The 16,669-nt window shown below is 67.8% G+C and carries 14 protein-coding genes, 1 tRNA gene and 1 riboswitch; of the genes, 9 read left to right on the top strand and 6 right to left on the bottom strand.

Features of this window, described 5'->3' with window-relative positions; all coding sequences use genetic code 11:
* Window positions 1–173 precede the first annotated feature (173 nt).
* Window positions 174–1,565: a class II fumarate hydratase gene (gene fumC / locus YU1_RS0105090; protein ID WP_029003145.1), complete on the bottom strand. Its 1,392-nt coding sequence runs from the start codon at window positions 1,563–1,565 to the stop codon at window positions 174–176.
* Between the two features lie 273 nt (window positions 1,566–1,838).
* Between fumC and YU1_RS0105085 the strand changes: the two genes are divergently transcribed.
* The 6 genes from YU1_RS0105085 to YU1_RS0105060 all read left to right on the top strand — a co-directional run bounded on the left by YU1_RS0105085 (window position 1,839) and on the right by YU1_RS0105060 (window position 6,513).
* On the top strand, window positions 1,839–2,024 hold the full coding sequence (locus tag YU1_RS0105085) for a DUF4169 family protein (RefSeq protein WP_029003144.1): 186 nt from the start codon (window positions 1,839–1,841) through the stop codon (window positions 2,022–2,024).
* Entirely contained in the window at window positions 2,024–2,299 is a 276-nt protein-coding gene (locus YU1_RS0105080; RefSeq protein ID WP_029003143.1) for a ribbon-helix-helix domain-containing protein, read from the top strand. Before YU1_RS0105085 ends, YU1_RS0105080 begins: the two co-directional genes overlap by 1 nt.
* A gap of 192 nt (window positions 2,300–2,491) precedes the next feature.
* The gene (gene hflK / locus YU1_RS0105075) at window positions 2,492–3,622 is read left to right on the top strand and encodes an FtsH protease activity modulator HflK (RefSeq protein ID WP_029003142.1); all 1,131 of its coding nucleotides are present in this window, start codon (window positions 2,492–2,494) and stop codon (window positions 3,620–3,622) included.
* Window positions 3,619–4,545: a protease modulator HflC gene (hflC, locus tag YU1_RS0105070; protein WP_029003141.1), complete on the top strand. Its 927-nt coding sequence runs from the start codon at window positions 3,619–3,621 to the stop codon at window positions 4,543–4,545. The genes hflK and hflC overlap by 4 nt, the downstream gene beginning before the upstream one ends.
* 12 nt (window positions 4,546–4,557) lie before the next feature.
* Window positions 4,558–4,743 (top strand): DUF2065 domain-containing protein, encoded by a 186-nt coding sequence (locus YU1_RS0105065; protein WP_029003140.1) that lies wholly within the window; start codon window positions 4,558–4,560, stop codon window positions 4,741–4,743.
* A gap of 291 nt (window positions 4,744–5,034) precedes the next feature.
* Window positions 5,035–6,513 (top strand): DegQ family serine endoprotease, encoded by a 1,479-nt coding sequence (locus tag YU1_RS0105060; protein ID WP_029003139.1) that lies wholly within the window; start codon window positions 5,035–5,037, stop codon window positions 6,511–6,513.
* Between the two features lie 97 nt (window positions 6,514–6,610).
* Here YU1_RS0105060 and serB read toward each other — a convergent pair whose 3' ends face one another.
* Window positions 6,611–7,510 (bottom strand): phosphoserine phosphatase SerB, encoded by a 900-nt coding sequence (gene serB / locus YU1_RS0105055; protein ID WP_029003138.1) that lies wholly within the window; start codon window positions 7,508–7,510, stop codon window positions 6,611–6,613.
* Here serB and miaA point away from each other — a divergent pair.
* Window positions 7,509–8,441, top strand: a complete 933-nt coding sequence (gene miaA, locus YU1_RS0105050) for a tRNA (adenosine(37)-N6)-dimethylallyltransferase MiaA (RefSeq protein WP_035713890.1) — start codon at window positions 7,509–7,511, stop codon at window positions 8,439–8,441. The genes serB and miaA overlap by 2 nt on opposite strands.
* Window positions 8,442–8,457: 16 nt before the next feature.
* Here miaA and YU1_RS28040 read toward each other — a convergent pair whose 3' ends face one another.
* Together YU1_RS28040 and YU1_RS0105040 are read right to left on the bottom strand one after the other, a co-directional pair.
* A complete protein-coding gene (locus YU1_RS28040) occupies window positions 8,458–9,315 on the bottom strand; it encodes a protein-methionine-sulfoxide reductase heme-binding subunit MsrQ (RefSeq protein WP_035713888.1) in 858 nt (285 codons plus the stop codon).
* Between the two features lie 106 nt (window positions 9,316–9,421).
* Window positions 9,422–10,216 carry a thymidylate synthase gene (locus YU1_RS0105040; RefSeq protein WP_029003136.1) on the bottom strand — a complete coding sequence of 265 codons (795 nt, stop codon included), beginning with the start codon at window positions 10,214–10,216 and terminating at the stop codon, window positions 9,422–9,424.
* A gap of 152 nt (window positions 10,217–10,368) precedes the next feature.
* Window positions 10,369–10,504: riboswitch (TPP riboswitch) on the top strand.
* A 90-nt stretch (window positions 10,505–10,594) separates the two neighbouring features.
* Between YU1_RS0105040 and thiC the strand changes: the two genes are divergently transcribed.
* Entirely contained in the window at window positions 10,595–12,451 is a 1,857-nt protein-coding gene (gene thiC, locus YU1_RS0105035; RefSeq protein WP_029003135.1) for a phosphomethylpyrimidine synthase ThiC, read from the top strand.
* Between the two features lie 58 nt (window positions 12,452–12,509).
* Here the strand turns inward: thiC and YU1_RS0105030 are convergent, their stop codons facing one another.
* Complete coding sequence (locus YU1_RS0105030) at window positions 12,510–15,380, bottom strand: DUF4114 domain-containing protein (RefSeq protein ID WP_029003134.1); 2,871 nt, start codon at window positions 15,378–15,380, stop codon at window positions 12,510–12,512.
* 195 nt (window positions 15,381–15,575) lie between these two features.
* Between YU1_RS0105030 and YU1_RS0105025 the strand changes: the two genes are divergently transcribed.
* Window positions 15,576–15,652: transfer RNA gene (locus tag YU1_RS0105025), tRNA-His, on the top strand.
* A gap of 79 nt (window positions 15,653–15,731) precedes the next feature.
* On the opposite strand, the gene YU1_RS28035 is transcribed toward YU1_RS0105025, so the two are convergent.
* Complete coding sequence (locus YU1_RS28035) at window positions 15,732–16,442, bottom strand: GntR family transcriptional regulator (protein ID WP_198018832.1); 711 nt, start codon at window positions 16,440–16,442, stop codon at window positions 15,732–15,734.
* Between the last annotated feature and the right edge of the window lie 227 nt (window positions 16,443–16,669).

Below are 16,669 nucleotides of genomic sequence, written 5' to 3'. Positions count from 1 at the left end.
GGGCAAAGGAAGGCAAGGCAGTTGCGAACGCCCGATCATAGCACACCGTGTCGTGCCACAGGGTGTCGCATGCGCGTCCATGCGGGGAATCCGCGCGGAATCGGCGGGGAAGTTCGTGTCGAAACGGGATGCGACACAGCCGCATCCCGTCCGCTCGGGTCTCGGCCCCGGACTCAGCCGGGGGAGATCATGTTCTCGGGGCGAACGACGGCGTCGAACTCCTCGTTGGTCACATAGCCGCCGCCGACCGCTTCCTCGCGCAGCGTGGTGCCGTTCTTGTGGGCGGTCTTGGCGATCTTGGCGGCGGCGTCATAGCCGATCTTCGGCGCCAGCGCCGTCACCAGCATGAGCGAGCGCTCCAGCCCGGCCTTGATATTGTCCTCGCGCGGCTGGATGCCGACCACGCAATGCTCGGTGAAGCTGACCGCCGCATCCGAGAGCAGACGCACGGACTGGAGGAAGTTGTAGGCCATCACCGGGTTGAACACGTTCAGCTCGAAGTGTCCCTGGCTGCCGGCGAAGGTGAGCGCGGCATTGTTTCCGAACACCTGCACGCAGACCTGAGTCAATGCTTCGCACTGGGTCGGGTTCACCTTGCCCGGCATGATGGAGGAGCCGGGTTCATTTTCCGGCAGCGCCAGTTCACCCAGGCCCGAGCGCGGGCCGGAGCCGAGGAAGCGAATGTCGTTGGCGATCTTGAACAGCGAGGCCGCCACCGTGTTGATGGCCCCGTGCGAGAACACCATGGCGTCATGGGCGGCGAGCGCCTCGAACTTGTTCGGCGCGGTGGTGAAGGGCAGGCCGGCGATGGCGGCGATGCGCTCGGCCACCTTCTCGGCGAAGCCCACCGGGGCGTTGAGCCCGGTGCCCACCGCCGTGCCGCCCTGGGCCAGCTGCATCAGCGCCGGCAGGGTCGATTCGAGCCGGGCGATACCGTTCTCCACCTGCTTGGCATAGCCGGAGAATTCCTGGCCGAGCGTCAGCGGGGTGGCGTCCTGGGTATGGGTGCGGCCGATCTTGATGATCGACGTCCATTCCTTGGCCTTGGCGTCCAGCGCCCCGTGCAGGGTGTTGAGGGCCGGCAGCAGCCGATGCACGATCTCCTCCGAGCAGGCGATGTGCATCGCCGTCGGGTAGGTGTCGTTGGACGACTGGCTCATATTCACGTGATCGTTGGGATGCACGGGCTTCTTGGAGCCCATCTCCCCGCCGAGCATCTCGATCGCCCGGTTCGAGATCACTTCATTGGCATTCATGTTCGACTGGGTGCCCGAGCCGGTCTGCCAGACCACCAGCGGGAAATGGTCGTCCAGCTTGCCGTCGATCACTTCCTGCGCGGCTGCCACCACGGCGGCGCCGACCTTGGGATCGAGCCGGCCGAGGGCCTCGTTGGCCTCCGCTGCCGCCCGCTTGACGATGCCGAGCGCCCGCACGATGGGGAGCGGCTGGCGCTCCCAGCCGATCTTGAAATTGCCGTAGGAGCGTTGCGCCTGCGCGCCCCAATAACGGTCAGCCGGCACCTCGATGGGGCCGAACGTATCTGTCTCGATGCGGGTCGCACTCATGTCCCTGAACTCTCCTTGGGCTGTCCAGCGGACAGGCTTCTAGCACACGTGATCAGAAAGCCGTGAGCACCCGCACACACCAAAATAATCAGTAGGAGGTAGCGAAAGAAGGCTACACACTGGGCTTTTCGCCCTAGCTTGGCAGTGAGGTTCCGGTGGTAATCGGGCTCATTTGATGCTGTGATCGTTCGGCGACGGTACGGAACTGGGCCGCCGCGGATTCGATTTTGAGCTCGGCACGGTTGGGGGACCGATGCTGCGTAAGAGGACAATTTGGGCGACGTCGTGAATCTGAACCGGGCACGGAAATCCCGTGCCCGCACCAAGGCGCAAGCCGACGCAGCGGAGAACCGGGTCCGGTTCGGGCGCACGAAGGCCGAGCGGGAGGCTCAGACCGCACAAAAGCGGCTGATGGCTCAGCGCCTCGACGGACACGCGCGCACCGAGAGGGAAGACTGATGAAAAGCCCCGTCGTGAAAAGATCGATCGTCATCGCCGGTCACAAGACCAGCGTGAGCCTGGAAGACGCCTTCTGGGATGCCCTCAAGGAGATTGCCGGCCAGCGGCGCCTCACGCTGTCCGACCTCGTGGCGACCATCGACTCCGGCCGCAACCAGGGCAACCTGTCCTCCGCCATCCGTCTGTTCGTGCTGGATTATTATCGCGGCACGACGACCGGGCGGAGCCATGGGGTGCCGGAACGGGTCGGCGCCAGCGGAACTCCCGTTGCGTAAGCACCGCACGATCCTTATCTGAAGGTAAGAAGCGCGCGCCGCGTTGAAACGGGGCGCGTGCTTTTCTATAACCTGCCGGCCGGCGGGATGGTCGCCGCGTCGAACAGGCGCGTGCGGCGTCCCGCGTGATGGTGGCAGAGTGGTACAGGTTTGGACCGCCGCCATTTCGCGGCGCTCCTACGGGAGTCGACGATGTCGTGGAAGAATCAGGGCGGTGGCCCCTGGGGAAGCGGGCCGCGAGGCCCCTGGGGATCGGGACCATCGTCATCAGGACCGACGCCGCCGGACATTGAAGACCTGATCCGCCGCAGCCAGGATCGCCTGCGCAACATGCTGCCGGGGTCGATGGGCACCAAGGGTGCCATCCTCCTCGTCGCGCTGGTGGTGGCCGGCTGGCTGCTGTCCGGCTTCTACCGCGTAGAGCCGGACGAGCAGGGCGTGGTGCTGCGCTTCGGCAAGTTCGTCCAGCTCACCCAGCCGGGCCTGAACTACCACCTGCCCTACCCCATCGAGACCGTGGTGACCCCCAAGGTCACGCGCGTGAACCGCATCGACATCGGCATGCGCCTCGCCGAGGACACCCGCCGCAACGCGACCGTGCTGCGCGACGTGCCCGAGGAAAGCCTGATGCTGACCGGCGACGAGAACATCGTCGACGTGGATTTCGCGGTGTTCTGGGTCATCAACAACGCCGAGAACTACCTGTTCAACGTGCAGAATCCCGAGGGCACCATCAAGGCGGTGGCGGAAAGCGCCATGCGCGAGGTGATCGGGCGCAACAACATCCAGCCGATCCTCACCGGCGCCCGCCAGACCATCGAGCAGGGCGTGCACGACCTCATGCAGCGGACGCTGGATTCCTACGGGGCCGGCGTGCGCATCACCCAGGTGCAGATGCAGAAGGTCGACCCGCCGGCGCAGGTCATCGACGCCTTCCGCGACGTGCAGGCGGCCCGCGCCGATGCCGAGCGCGCCCAGAACGAGGCCCAGACCTACGCCAACCGGGTGCTGCCCGAGGCGCGCGGCGAAGCAGCCCGCATCGAGAACGCCGCGCAGGCCTATCGTGAGCGCAGCGTGGTGGAAGCCCGCGGCCAGGCCGAGCGCTTCCTCAAGATCTATGACGAATATGTGAAGGCCAAGGACGTGACGCGCGAGCGCATGTATCTCGAGACGATGGAGCGGGTGCTCGGCGGCGTCGACAAGGTGGTCGTCGACCAGAACACCGCCCGCAGCGGGGGTGTCGTGCCCGTGCTGCCGCTCACCGAGCCGGCGCGCCGCGCACCCACGCCGACCGGCCCGCAGGCCCAGGGAGCCGCCCGATGAAAAACTCGTTTCTCGGCGGCAGCCTCCTCGTGGCCATCCTGGTGGTGGCGATCGGCCTCTATTCCGCGGCCTTCACCGTGACGCAGAACCAGCAGGCGCTGGTGCTGCGCCTCGGTAGCCCCCTGCCCCCCATCACCACGCCCGGGCTGCACTGGAAGGTGCCGTTCATCGACAGCGTGGTCTATCTGGACAAGCGCATCCTCGACCTGGAGAACCCGTCCCAGGAAGTCATCGCCTCCGACCAGAAGCGCCTGGTGGTGGATGCCTTCGCCCGCTACCGGATCTCCGACCCGCTGAAATACTTCCAGTCGGTGGGGACCGTGGAGGGCGCCAACTCGCGGCTCGCCACCATCCTCAACTCGTCGCTGCGCCGGGTGCTGGGCGAGAGCACCTTCACCCAGGTGGTGCGCGACGAGCGCGAGGGCCTGATGGCCCGGATCCGCGAGCAGGTGAACCGCGAGGCCGCCAACTTCGGCATCACCGTGGTGGACGTGCGCATCCGCCGTGCGGATCTGCCGGAAGCCAACAGCCAGGCGGTGTTCCAGCGCATGCAGACGGAACGCCAGCGCGAGGCGGCGGAAATCCGCGCGCAAGGCGGCGAGGCGGCCCAGCGCACGCGCTCGCGCGCCGACCGCGAGGTGACGATCCTCGTCGCCGAGGCCAATTCGCGGGGCGAAGCCCTGCGCGGCCAGGGCGATGCGGAACGCAACCAGATCTTCGCCGACGCCTTCGGGCGCGATCCGGAGTTCTTCACCTTCTACCGCTCCATGCAGGCCTATGAAGCGTCCATGAAGCAGAGCGACACCCGGCTGGTGCTCAGCCCGGACTCGAACTTCTTCCGCTTCTTCAAGAACCCGTTCGGCAATCCGGCGCCGACCGCAGATCCGGCTCCCGCCGCGCCTGCGGCGCCGGCCGCCCGCTAATCGCCGGCGGTCATGCGGGATCTCATTGCGGCCCTTGGCCTTGTACTGGTCATCGAGGGCCTCAGCCTCGCGGCGTTTCCCGCCGCGTGGCGCAAGGCGATGAAGGCCGTGCTCAAGGCGCCGGAGCAGCCCATGCGCATCGCCGGCCTCGCCGCCGGGGTGCTGGGCGTCGTCGTGGTCTGGCTCGTGCGGTCCTGACCGAGCCCCGCCTTGAACGCTCCCCGCCGCCTTGGAAACGCCCAGGTGCGACGGGAGATGGTGGCGTCCGGCATGCCGCCGCCCTTGCACGCGCGGCCATGCTGTCGCAGCTTGGCGCACGATGGGCACGGCTGCCGCCGCGTCCGGACGCCGTCACCCGGGTGCGGCATCCCGTCGGGTCACTTGAGCGTGACTCTCGCCTGGAACGGAATTGGGGTCTGATCCCGAGTGGGATGGGGTACCTGCCGCTCCGGCCCTCTTGTCAACGTCCGCCGTCCGCGAGGAGAGGCCATGTCTAGCTTCAACCGTTTCCGCTCCGCAGTCGCGGCCCCCGCCGTCGCGCTGGCGCTGCTGCTGGCGGCACCCGCCGTCGCGGCGCCCGGCAAGGGCCCGGACACCGTCGCCGACGTGGCGGAAAAGGTGATGGACGCGGTGGTGAACATCTCCACCTCTCAAAACGTGGCCCCCTCGCGCAGCGTGCCCACGCCGCAGCTTCCGCCCGGCTCGCCGTTCGAGGATTTCTTCGACGAGTTCTTCAAGCGTCGGCAGCAGGAGGACGGCGGCGACCAGGGCCCGAGCCAGCGGCCGCGCCGCGTGTCCTCGCTGGGCTCCGGCTTCGTCATCGATCCGTCGGGCTATATCGTCACCAACAACCACGTCATCGCCGACGCCGACGAGATCTACGCCAATTTCAACGACGGCTCGAAGCTGAAGGCCGAGCTGATCGGCCGAGACACCAAGACCGACCTCGCCCTGCTCAAGGTGAAGCCGGAGAAGCCCTTGGTGGCGGTGAAGTTCGGTGACAGCGACAAGATGCGCGTGGGCGATTGGGTGATGGCCATCGGCAATCCCTTCGGCCTCGGCGGCACGCTGACGGTGGGCGTCATCTCGGCCCGCAACCGCGACATCAATTCCGGCCCCTACGACAACTTCCTGCAGACCGACGCAGCCATCAACCGCGGCAATTCCGGCGGCCCGCTGTTCAACATGGACGGCGACGTCATCGGCATCAACACCGCCATCATCTCGCCCTCGGGCGGCTCCATCGGCATCGGCTTCGCGGTTCCCTCCTCCACCGCCGGCCCGGTGATCGCCCAGCTCCAGCAGTTCAAGGAAGTGCGGCGCGGCTGGATCGGCGTGCGCATCCAGAGCGTCTCCGACGAGATCGCGGAGAGCCTCAACCTCGGCAAGGCGCGCGGCGCGCTGGTCGGCGGCCTGAACGACGACAACAGCCCGTCCGCCCGCGCTGGCCTCAAGGCCGGCGACGTGATCGTCAAGTTCGACGGCAAGGACGTCAAGGATGTGCGCGACCTGCCGCGCATCGTCGCCGATACGCCGGTGGGCAAGGAAGTGGACGTCACCGTCGTCCGCAAGGGCAAGGAAGAGACCTTCAAGATCACCGTCGCCCGCGCGCCCGAGGAGGAGAAGACCTCCCCCGCCAAGGCGTCCAACGACACCGACAAGCCGGTGGTGAAGAAGGTGCTGGGGCTCGAAGTCGCCTCCATCACCGACGACCTGCGCCGCAAATTCAAGCTCAAGGACACGGTGAAGGGCGTGGTCATCACCTCGGTGGACCGCAATTCCGCCGCCGCCGACAAGGGCCTGAAGCCCGGCCAGGTGATCGTCGAGGTGGGCCAGGAGCCCGTCGCGGCGCCCGCCGATCTTCAGAAGCGGGTCGATGCGCTGAAGAAGGACAACAAGAAGTCCGCGCTCCTGCTCATTTCCGACGGCGAAGGCCAGGTGCAGTTCGCCGCCGTGCCGCTGAACTGACCCTTCCGCCACAGGCCGGATACAGAAACGCCCCGGCCGCATGGCCGGGGCGTTTTCATTTGGCCGTTCCGGCCCGCTGCCGCCGACCCGGCGGGCCTTAGCCTTCGCGGATGTCGTCGCGGTGATAGCCTTGGAGATAGAGCAAGGCGGTCAGGTCGCCATGGTCGATGCGGGCGTGGGCGGCAGCGGCCACCTTGGGCTTGGCATGGAAGGCGACGCCGAGGCCGGCCTCGCCCAGCATGGCGAGATCATTTGCGCCGTCGCCGACGGCCAGGGTCTCGGAGGGCGACAGATGCAGGCGGCCACGCAGTTCGATGAGGGACGCAAGCTTCGCCTCCCGGCCGAGGATCGGCTCGGCCACGGTGCCGACAAGCTGGCCGTCCGCCACGTGCAGTTCGTTGGCGCGGTTCTCGTCGAACCCGATCATCTCCGCCACCGGCCCGGTGAACAGGGTGAAGCCGCCGGAGACGAGCGCCGTATAGGCGCCGTTGGCCTTCATGGTGGCGACCAGCGCCTTGCCGCCGGGGGTCAGGCTGATGCGGTCGCGCAGCACGTCGGCCACCACGCCGGCGGGCAGGCCCTTCAGCAGCGCCACCCGCTCGCGCAGCGCCGGCTCGAACTCGATCTCGCCGCGCATGGCGCGTTCGGTGATCGCGGAGACGTGCGCCTTGAGGCCGACCACGTCCGCCAGTTCGTCGATGCATTCCTGGCCGATCATGGTGGAATCCATGTCGGCCACGAACAGGCGCTTGCGCCGGCCGGCCGCCAGTTGCACCACCACGTCCACCGGCGCGCCGTCGATGGCGGCGCGCACCGCATCCTCCAGGCCATGCACGGAAAAATCCGCCGGCGGGTCGAACGGGATCTCGGCGGCGATGTCGCCGTCCAAGGTCAGGGCCTCCCCGGAACCGGGCAAGACGCCCCGGGCCGCGGCGACCACGTCGCGCGTTATGGCCCCGTGAACGGGATTTGAGATAAGTGTCGCGACATAGACCATGGGAATTGGGACTCTGAGGGCTTTGAAACCATTGGCGGTGCTCATCGCAGGTCCGACGGCCAGCGGCAAGTCCGCGCTCGCCCTGGCGCTCGCCGCGCGCACCGGCGGCGTCATCATCAACGCCGATTCCATGCAGGTCTATGGCGACCTCCGCGTCATAACGGCCCGTCCCTCAACGGAAGACGAGGCCCATGCGCCGCATCTGCTCTACGGCCACGTGGACGCCGCCGCCGACTACAGCGTCGGCCGCTGGCTGGATGACGCCGCCACGGCCCTGAACGAGGCCGGGGAGCGGCTGCCGATCATCGTGGGCGGCACCGGCCTCTATTTCCGGGCGCTCACGCAGGGCCTCGCGCCCATACCGGCGGTGCCTGAGGAGGTTCGCCAGGCAGTGCGCGCTTCGGCGGAGGGGGACGCCACGGTGATCCTGCACGCCCGCCTCGCCACCCGCGACCCGGAGACGGCGGTGCGCCTCCAGCCGCGCGACCGCCAGCGCATCCTGCGGGCGCTCGAAGTCATGGAGGCCACCGGGCGGCCGTTGAGCCAGTGGCAGCAGGAGACCCATCAGCCGCTGCTCGATCCCGCCGCATGCGTCCGCCTCGTGCTGGAGGTGGAGCGGGAGATGCTGAAGCGCAGGATCGACGCCCGCTTCGAGACCATGATGGCCGAAGGCGCTCTGGCGGAGGCCGAACGCCTCGCCGCCCGCCACCTGCCCGTCGATCGTCCCCTGCTCAAGGCCCATGGCGCACCCGCATTGATGCGGCACCTGCGCGGCGAGATCGGGCTGGACGAGGCCGTCGCCGAAGGCCAGAGCGACACCCGCCGCTATGCCAAGCGGCAGGTGACCTGGTTCCGGCACCAGATGCCGGACTGGCAGCGCTCCCCGCCGGAGGATGCGCCGGACGCGCTGGCGCGCACACTCGGCCTCTGAGCCGCGGACCGCGACCTCAGGGGCGCGCCGGGACGCGGACCTTCGCCAGCTTCGCGGGCGGAACGAGGCGCAGGCGCAGGAGAGCTGCGAGCGCCACTGCAAGCCCCGCTGCCAGCACCCAGAGCGCCGGGCTGATGCCCAGTTGCGGCTGGAAATTCGCCTGCGCCACCAGCCAGGGGCTGATGCCGGTCAGCGTGCCGTACCACGCCATCTCCACCAGCCCGGTCAGGACAGCCGAGGCGACGGCCAGCACCAGCAGGTCGCGCGGCGCCACGGCGTTGGTGGCGCGGTGCCAGATGCGGTAGCCGAACAGCCAGATCAGAAAGCCGGTCATCATCACGGCCTGCGTAACGTCCAGCTTGGACTGGATGAAGAAGTGGATGCTGGCCAGGATGGCGATGCCGTAGACGCTGGCGTGCAGCGCATTCCAGCGCTTGGCGCCCATGCGGCGGATCACCCGGTCGAACGAGGTGCCGCCCAGCGCCAGCAGCAGCGCCACCGCCACCGCGCCGATGGTGAGATAGAAGCGCAGCACGATCTCGCGCGCCGCCGCCTGGACGTTCCAGCCCTGGTCCATGACGAACAGGCCGAGATGCAGCGCCGCATAGGCCAGCGCCGCCACGCCCAGCGTCCGCCGGGCGAGCACCAGCTTCGGCCAATGGAAGATGCGCCGGGCCGGCGTCACCGCCAGGCTGATGAACAGCAGGCGGATCGCCCACAGGCCGGTGAAATGGATCGCGGCGGACACCGGCCGCCCGCCGAGGTCGCCGCCGATGGCCCAAGCCGCCAGGGCGACGGCCGGCAGCACGCTGCCCACGAGGGCGATGGTCTTTTCCGGGCTGAACTTGCCGGAGCGTTCATGGAATAGCGACATGGCGATCCGTGGGGAGAGAGTGGGCCACACACCTCCTTACGCGTCACCGTGCGGCGCCGTTACGGCCGGGCGCCGCACAAAGCCGTGAGGCGGCGCCTCCGCACGCTCAGACCGCCACCGGCGCCTTGATGTGCGGGTGGGGCTCGTAGCCCTCCACCGCGATATCCTCGAAGCGGAAGGCGAAGATGTCCCGCACGTCCGGGTTCAGCGCGAGGCGCGGCAGCGTGCGCGGCTGCCGGGAGAGCTGCTCGCGCGCCTGGTCCAGATGGTTCGCATAGAGGTGCGCGTCGCCCAGGGTGAGGATGAAATCGCCCACGCCCAGCCCCGTCACCTGCGCCACCATGTGGGTCAGCAGCGCATAGGAAGCGATGTTGAACGGCACGCCCAGGAAGACGTCCGCCGAGCGCTGGTAGAGCTGGCAGGACAGCTTGCCCTGCGCCACGTAGAACTGGAACAGCAGGTGGCAGGGCGGCAGCGCCATCTTCGGCACGTCGGCCGGGTTCCAGGCGGTGACGATGAGGCGGCGGGAATCCGGATTGCGCCGGATGTCGGAGACCACCTGGGCGATCTGGTCGATCACCCCGCCCTCGGGCGTGGGCCAGGACCGCCACTGATGGCCGTAGACCGGGCCGAGCTCGCCCTGCGCGTCCGCCCATTCGTCCCAGATGGAAACGCCGTTCTCATTCAGGTAGCGCACGTTGGTGTCGCCGGCGAGGAACCACAGCAGCTCATGGACGATGGAACGGATGTGCAGCTTCTTGGTCGTGACCAGCGGGAAGCCTTCGCCCAGGTCGAAGCGCATCTGATGGCCGAACACCGACAGGGTGCCGGTTCCGGTGCGGTCGTCCTTGCGCACGCCCTCGTCAAGGATGCGCTGGAGAAGCTGATGGTAGGCGCGCATAGACAGGTCCGTCGGCCGAGTCGGGAATTGTCCCTAATGTAATGACGGCAGGCCCGACAAGCCAGTTTCGGCGGGACGCGCCTCCACAAGCCGCACGGACAACGCATGTTGCACCGCAGCGTTGACAGGCCCCGCCCCCGCACCCACAGTGGCATCATTCCAAGGGGGGCCCCGCGAGGGGGCTGAGATATCGCCTTCCGGCTCGGTCATCATGGCCACCGGCGCCGCGATGACCCTTCGAACCTGATCCGGGTCATGCCGGCGAAGGGATCGGAATCAGCCTGCCCGCAATCCCCGCAGTGGGATTCTCCCAGGCGCAAACCGCCTCCTAAGCTCATCCCGGATCTCATTTGAAGCGCGAGCTTGAAGGAGATCCGTATGCTCGACGAAGCCTCCACCTCCGCCCTGAAGGTGACGACCGGCCCCCTGCCCCATTCCCACAAGGTGTTCGTGCCCACCGAACGGCCCGACGTGCAGGTGGCCATGCGCGAGATCACCCTGTCGGACCCGGCTGAACGGCCGGTGCGGGTCTACGATACCTCCGGCCCCTATACCGACCCCAACACCATCATCGACCTGACCAAGGGCCTGCCGGACCTGCGCCGGGCCTGGATCCTGGCCCGCGGCGACGTGGAGGAAGTGGAAGGCCGCGCGCAGAAGCCGGAGGACGACGGCCTGAAGCCCGGCCAGGTGAGCCACCTGCCCGCCTTCGACCGCGCCGGCCGCAAGCCGCTGCGCGCCAAGACCAGCAAGCGCCCGACCCAGCTCGCCTATGCGCGCGCCGGCATCATCACGCCCGAGATGGAATATGTGGCCGCGCGCGAGAACCTCGCGCGCGCCAACGGCGGTGCCCATCCCAACCACCAGGCCATGGGCCTGGGCGCGGCCATCCCCGCCGACATCACGGCGGAGTTCGTCCGCCAGGAAGTGGCGCGCGGTCGGGCCATCATCCCGTCCAACATCAACCATCCCGAAACCGAGCCGATGGCCATCGGCCGTAACTTCCTGGTCAAGATCAACGCCAACATCGGCAATTCCGCCGTCACCTCCGGCGTCGCCGAGGAAGTGGACAAGCTGGTGTGGTCGATCCGCTGGGGCGGCGACACGGTGATGGACCTGTCCACCGGCAAGAACATCCACACCATCCGCGAATGGATCATCCGCAATTCGCCGGTGCCGATCGGCACGGTGCCGATCTACCAGGCGCTGGAGAAGGTGAATGGCGTGGTGGAGGACCTCAATTGGGAGATCTTCCGCGACACGGTGATCGAGCAGGCCGAGCAGGGCGTGGACTACATCACCGTCCATGCCGGCGTGCGCCTGCCCTACATCCCGCTCACCGCCAACCGCGTCACCGGCATCGTCTCGCGCGGCGGCTCGATCATGGCCAAGTGGTGCCTCGCCCACCACAAGGAGAGCTTCCTTTACGAGAATTTCGAGGAATTGTGCGAGATCCTGTCCTGGTACGACGTCGCCTTCTCGCTGGGCGACGGCCTGCGCCCCGGCTCCATCGCCGACGCCAATGACGCCGCCCAGTTCGCCGAGTTGGAAACCTTGGGTGAACTGACCGAAGTGGCCTGGAAGCACGACGTGCAGGTGATGATCGAGGGCCCCGGCCACGTGCCGCTCCACCTCATTCGCGAGAATGTGGAGAAGCAGCTGAAGATCTGCCACGAGGCGCCGTTCTATACGCTCGGACCGTTGGTCACCGACATCTCCCCCGGCTACGACCACATCTCCTCCGCCATCGGCGCGGCGATGATCGGCTGGTTCGGCACCGCCATGCTCTGCTACGTCACGCCGAAGGAGCATCTTGGCCTGCCCAACCGCGACGACGTGAAGACCGGCGTCATCTCCTACAAGATCGCCGCCCACGCCGCCGACATCGCCAAGGGCCATCCGGCCGCGCGCATCCGCGACGATGCGCTCTCCCGCGCCCGCTTCTCGTTCCGCTGGCGGGACCAGTTCGCCCTCTCCCTCGACCCGGAGACGGCGGAGGCGTTCCACGACGAGACCCTGCCGGCCGACGGCGCCAAGGTGGCGCATTTCTGTTCCATGTGCGGGCCGAAGTTCTGCTCCATGAAGATCAGCCAGGAGCTGAAGATCGAGGCCGGCGACATCGCCGGCACCACGCTGGCCCAGACCGGCATGGCCCAGATGGCGCAGAAGTTCCGCGAGAGCGGCGGGGAGATCTACCAGCCCGCGCCCGAGGTGGCGCCGCCGCCGGCGGCGTGACGGCCTGAGGCCAGGGCCGGCGGCTTCGGCCGCCGGCCGCTTTCCCGGAGGCCGGCCTTCAGATCAGGCCGTGGCCCGCCGCCGCCGTGCTGGTGAAATCGAGCTGCACCACGAGGTCGTTATAGTCGTGGTCGCCGCCGCCATAGACGTCCTCCCAGCCCCAGGTGTTCAGGCCGTAGCTCCACAGGTGGCCGACCGACCGGCCGTCCACCGTCTCGTTGGCCTGGGCGAAGGCGTGGTAGGTGTTGCCGCCGGCGGTCAGCGTCATGGCGATCAGGTCGCCGGCATTCACATGGGTGATGTCGGTCTGGCTGTACTGGCCGTAGCCGGCCCCGTCCGCCCAGATACCCCCCGCCGTGGTCTGATAGGCCCGGCCGAACGCAGCCGCATCATAGCCCGCCTGCCCCGGAGCGACGCCGTCGATGGTGCCGGCGAAGTCATCGACCTTGTAGAACATCACCGCCACGTCCAGCACGCCGTTCTGGCGCAGGCGCACCACCGCATCCATGTCGTTGGCCGCACCGGCGGTCTCGGCCACCGCCACCGCGCGGGCCACCTGCACCGCGCTGTCCGCCACGTCGGACACGAAATCCACATAGCCGAACGCCGAGGACAGCTCGGCCTGGGGCGTGCCCGTCGCCGCGCCGCCGATATGGATGCCGAGCGTGCTCCCGCCACCCACGGTGGATTGCAGCAGCGTGCCCTGCGAGCGCTCGTCATACAGGGTCACCAGCGCCGGCGAGAAATCCGCCTGGAGCGTCTGCTGGGCGAACTGGGCGGTCCAGGCGTACATGTCGCCCGCCTGCCCGGCATAGGTCAGGCTGGTCTGGCCCCATTGCACGTGCACCTGCGCATCCGCGCTCAGCGTCGATTGGAACAGCAGGCTTTGGGTGGCCGGACTGGTCCAGCCGCTGCCGTCCGAGACCAGCACATCGGGCGTGTCGAAATAATATTGCGCGGTGGCGATGGCCGAGAGCGATCGCGCCAGCAGCAGGGCGTTGGGCGAGCCGAGCCCGGTGACGAGGTCATAGCCCGGCCCGGCCGCGTCGCCGAAGCCGGTGGCCGTGATGTGGACGATGTCGCCATTGCCGGTGTGGGTGCGGATGGATCCGCCTTCCACGAAGGTGGACATGTTGGTGCCGATGGTCACGTCGTTGAACGCGGCCGGCGCCACCACGGCGGCCGTATAGAGCAGGTCATTGGCATAACCCATGGGCGGCAGGCCGATGTCCGCGAACACGGCGTTGATGTGCGCGGCGAGCGAGGCCCAGAACGGGGTCGCGGCGCTGGTGCCGTAGTCGTACCAGATGCCGCTCATGTCGGCGCCCGGCACCTTGTAGAGCATGTTGCCGCCGGCCACCGCCGACACGTCCGGCGTGCCGCGTCCCTGCTGACGGATCGGATCGGCGGTGGTGGGCGTCAGGCCGTAGGCGAGCTGGTACCAGGGCGTCGGCTGGGTGGGATCGGTGCCGCCCGAGCCGGCATTGTTGACGTAATAGCCCGGGTTGAGCATGTCGCCTTCGAGCTTGTAGAGGTTCCACAAGGTCTCGACGAATGTGCTGTCGGTGGAAGCCATGCCCTTGGTCAGGTCCGGCAGGCCGGTGAGGCCGCCGGAGACCAGTTGCCAGATCGTCCCCAGGTTGCCGGCCTGCACCTCGGCCAGAATCGCCGCCAGCGTCGGATCGTCGAGCGCGGCGGCCGGAGTGGTGAGGGAGGTGCCGCCCACCAGCACGCCATAAGGGCTGCTGTAGGTGGTGTATTGATTGGTGATGCCGTCCGGCCACTGGTCGCCGGAGCCGCCGTCGCCCACGGCCGAGAACACCGAGATGTTGCGCAGCGCCGCGTCGATGAACAGCTGGCTGGTGGCGTAATAGAAGGGCGAGCCGGGCGCCGGCATCTCGTAATCGCCGAAGGATGAGGAGATGACGCCCGGATTATGCACCTGATCCCAGAAGGCCGCCTGATAGGCGGTGTAGCTGCTGGCATAGGCGTTGCCGTCGAACCCCGAGCCGGCATAGAGCCCGATGGTGCTGCCCGGCGCGGCCGAGGACACCACGCCCACGTCCAGCGACCGCTCGCCGTCGGAATTGTCATAGACCACCCCGCCGCCGGCCTGGACGTAATAATGGCCGTCGGTGGCAATGTCCGCGGTCCGGCGGTAGGCGTTCAGCAATTGCTCGAAGGTCTGGGTCGCGTCGCTCGGCAGCGCGTCGCCGATGGCCGGCTCCAGCAGGCCGATGGTGCCGGTGGCCTGGGTCGCCCATTCGGCCGGAAAATTGTAGAAATCCTGGCCGATCTGCTGCGGGAAGAAATTCGACGCGAGGGTCGAGGAATTGCCCACGCCCTGCGGGCCCTGCGGCAGGGTGACGGACGCGCTGCCGGCCAGGTTGGACGTTGCGGGATAGCCGTTCACGTCGAGCCAGATGCCGGATACGGCCCAGGTGTCGGGCAGGGACAGGCTGCCGTTCCAGAACAGCAGGTCGGCATCGTCCGCCGGCCCCACGCGCAGCAGATCGGTGCCGAACAGCGCCTTGAACTGGGCTACGTCCAGCGACACCCAGATGGTGCGCGATTCCACCGAGGTGACATAGCCGTCCGAGGCATGGGCATCGCCGATGACCGGGATGCCCATGGTGGCCAGATCGTGCATCACCAGGTCGTATTGGGCCTTGTTCGCTCCGTAGGTGGACCACAGGGAGCCGGAGGCGGTCAATTCGGCCAGCATGTGCTGCCGCGTGCCCCAATCGGCGGTCAGCAGCGCGGTGGGGTCGTTGGCGCGCGGCAGCACCAGCGCCACATTGACCGCCGATCCGCTATGCTCGATCTCGCCCGGCGTCAGGCCGTAGGCGGCCTCGGGCGTGGTCGCGCTCGTCGCGCGATAGCTCGTAAAATCGAGATAGGTCGAATTCGCCAGCGTCACCGTTGCCATGCATTTCCCCTTGCATCAGCGCGGCGCCCCGCATGGAATGTAACGGCCGTTTCGCTCCGCCGTAAAGGGACCAGTCCGGCGGCGCCATGTGGATGGCGGCCGGGGGGATGCATATTCCGCTTGGCGCCCCCTTGAAATGCCGAAACGCTCCGCGTAGGTTCCGCCCTCGCTTCGACGCCTCGCGCGAAGCTGTGCGCAGCTGTAGCTCAGTTGGTTAGAGCGCCGGTCTGTGGAACCGGAGGTCGGTGGTTCGAGCCCACCCAGCTGTACCATACGCCGCAGGGGCGTCTGGCTTCCCTCTCCACCCTCTGCACAAGCGTCCGCCCAAGCGGAACCGGCTGTGCCGATGCTTCACGGCAAGGCAAGCAAAGCCTCCGAGCGGATGGCCAGCTTGCGGTGGATCAGCCGTCCGGCGCGCTCGATATGCTCCCGCATCACTGCTTCGGCCCGCGCGCCCTGGCGGGCGAGGATGGCTTCGCCGATATCGAGATGGTCGTCCTGTGAGCGGCGGTAGGCGGCACGATCCCACCAGACCACCGCCTGCTCGGCGAAGAAGGTCCTGAGGCCGCGCTCGGTCAAGACCGGCAGCGTCCGCGTGCGCTGGATGGAAGCGGCCAGATAATCGTTGCGGGTCGCCGCGCAGATCGCGCCGTGGAAGGCGATGTTCAGCTCCCCCCAGCGCTGCCGCTGGTCCGCTTCCCACGTGTCCCCGGACACAAGCTGCTCCATCTCGCCCAAGATGGCCTCAAAGCCCGTGCGCTCCACGTCCCCGAGCCCGATCTCGGCGGCAAGCCGGGCGGCAAGGCCTTCGAGCGTCGCCCGCACCGTATAGATGTGCGCCGCGTCGTCCCGCGAGATGCGCCGGACCACGTATCCGCAATTCGGTTCGTAATCGAGCAAACCCTCAGCAAAGAGCACGCTCAAGGCGGCCCGCACCGGCGTCCGCGAAACTGCCATGCCCTCGGCCAGGGCGACTTCGCTCAGCCGCGCGCCCGGCTCGTAGCCGCCCGCCAGAATGGCCTCACGAAGTCGCCGTGTGACGGCCTCGGCCCGCGTGACCATGAACGACGCCTCCCCTCGTGCGACCACGACCGCTCCGCCCACGGCTCGCCCCCCGGACGGGCGCATGCTCATTTTGTACACAACCTGCAAATGCGCCCGAGCACACCTGATCCTGCCAGAATATTCCTCTCAACTTCAATGTTCGAATTACTGGAAATCTCCATTCTCCATCGCATGGTCCGAGAATAGGCACGCTTTCCCGCCGATCGCCCACGCATGCGGCAAGG

It is taken from the genome of Azorhizobium doebereinerae UFLA1-100 (assembly GCF_000473085.1).
GTDB lineage: Bacteria > Pseudomonadota > Alphaproteobacteria > Rhizobiales > Xanthobacteraceae > Azorhizobium > Azorhizobium doebereinerae.
This window is presented reverse-complemented; position numbering and strand designations above follow the sequence as displayed.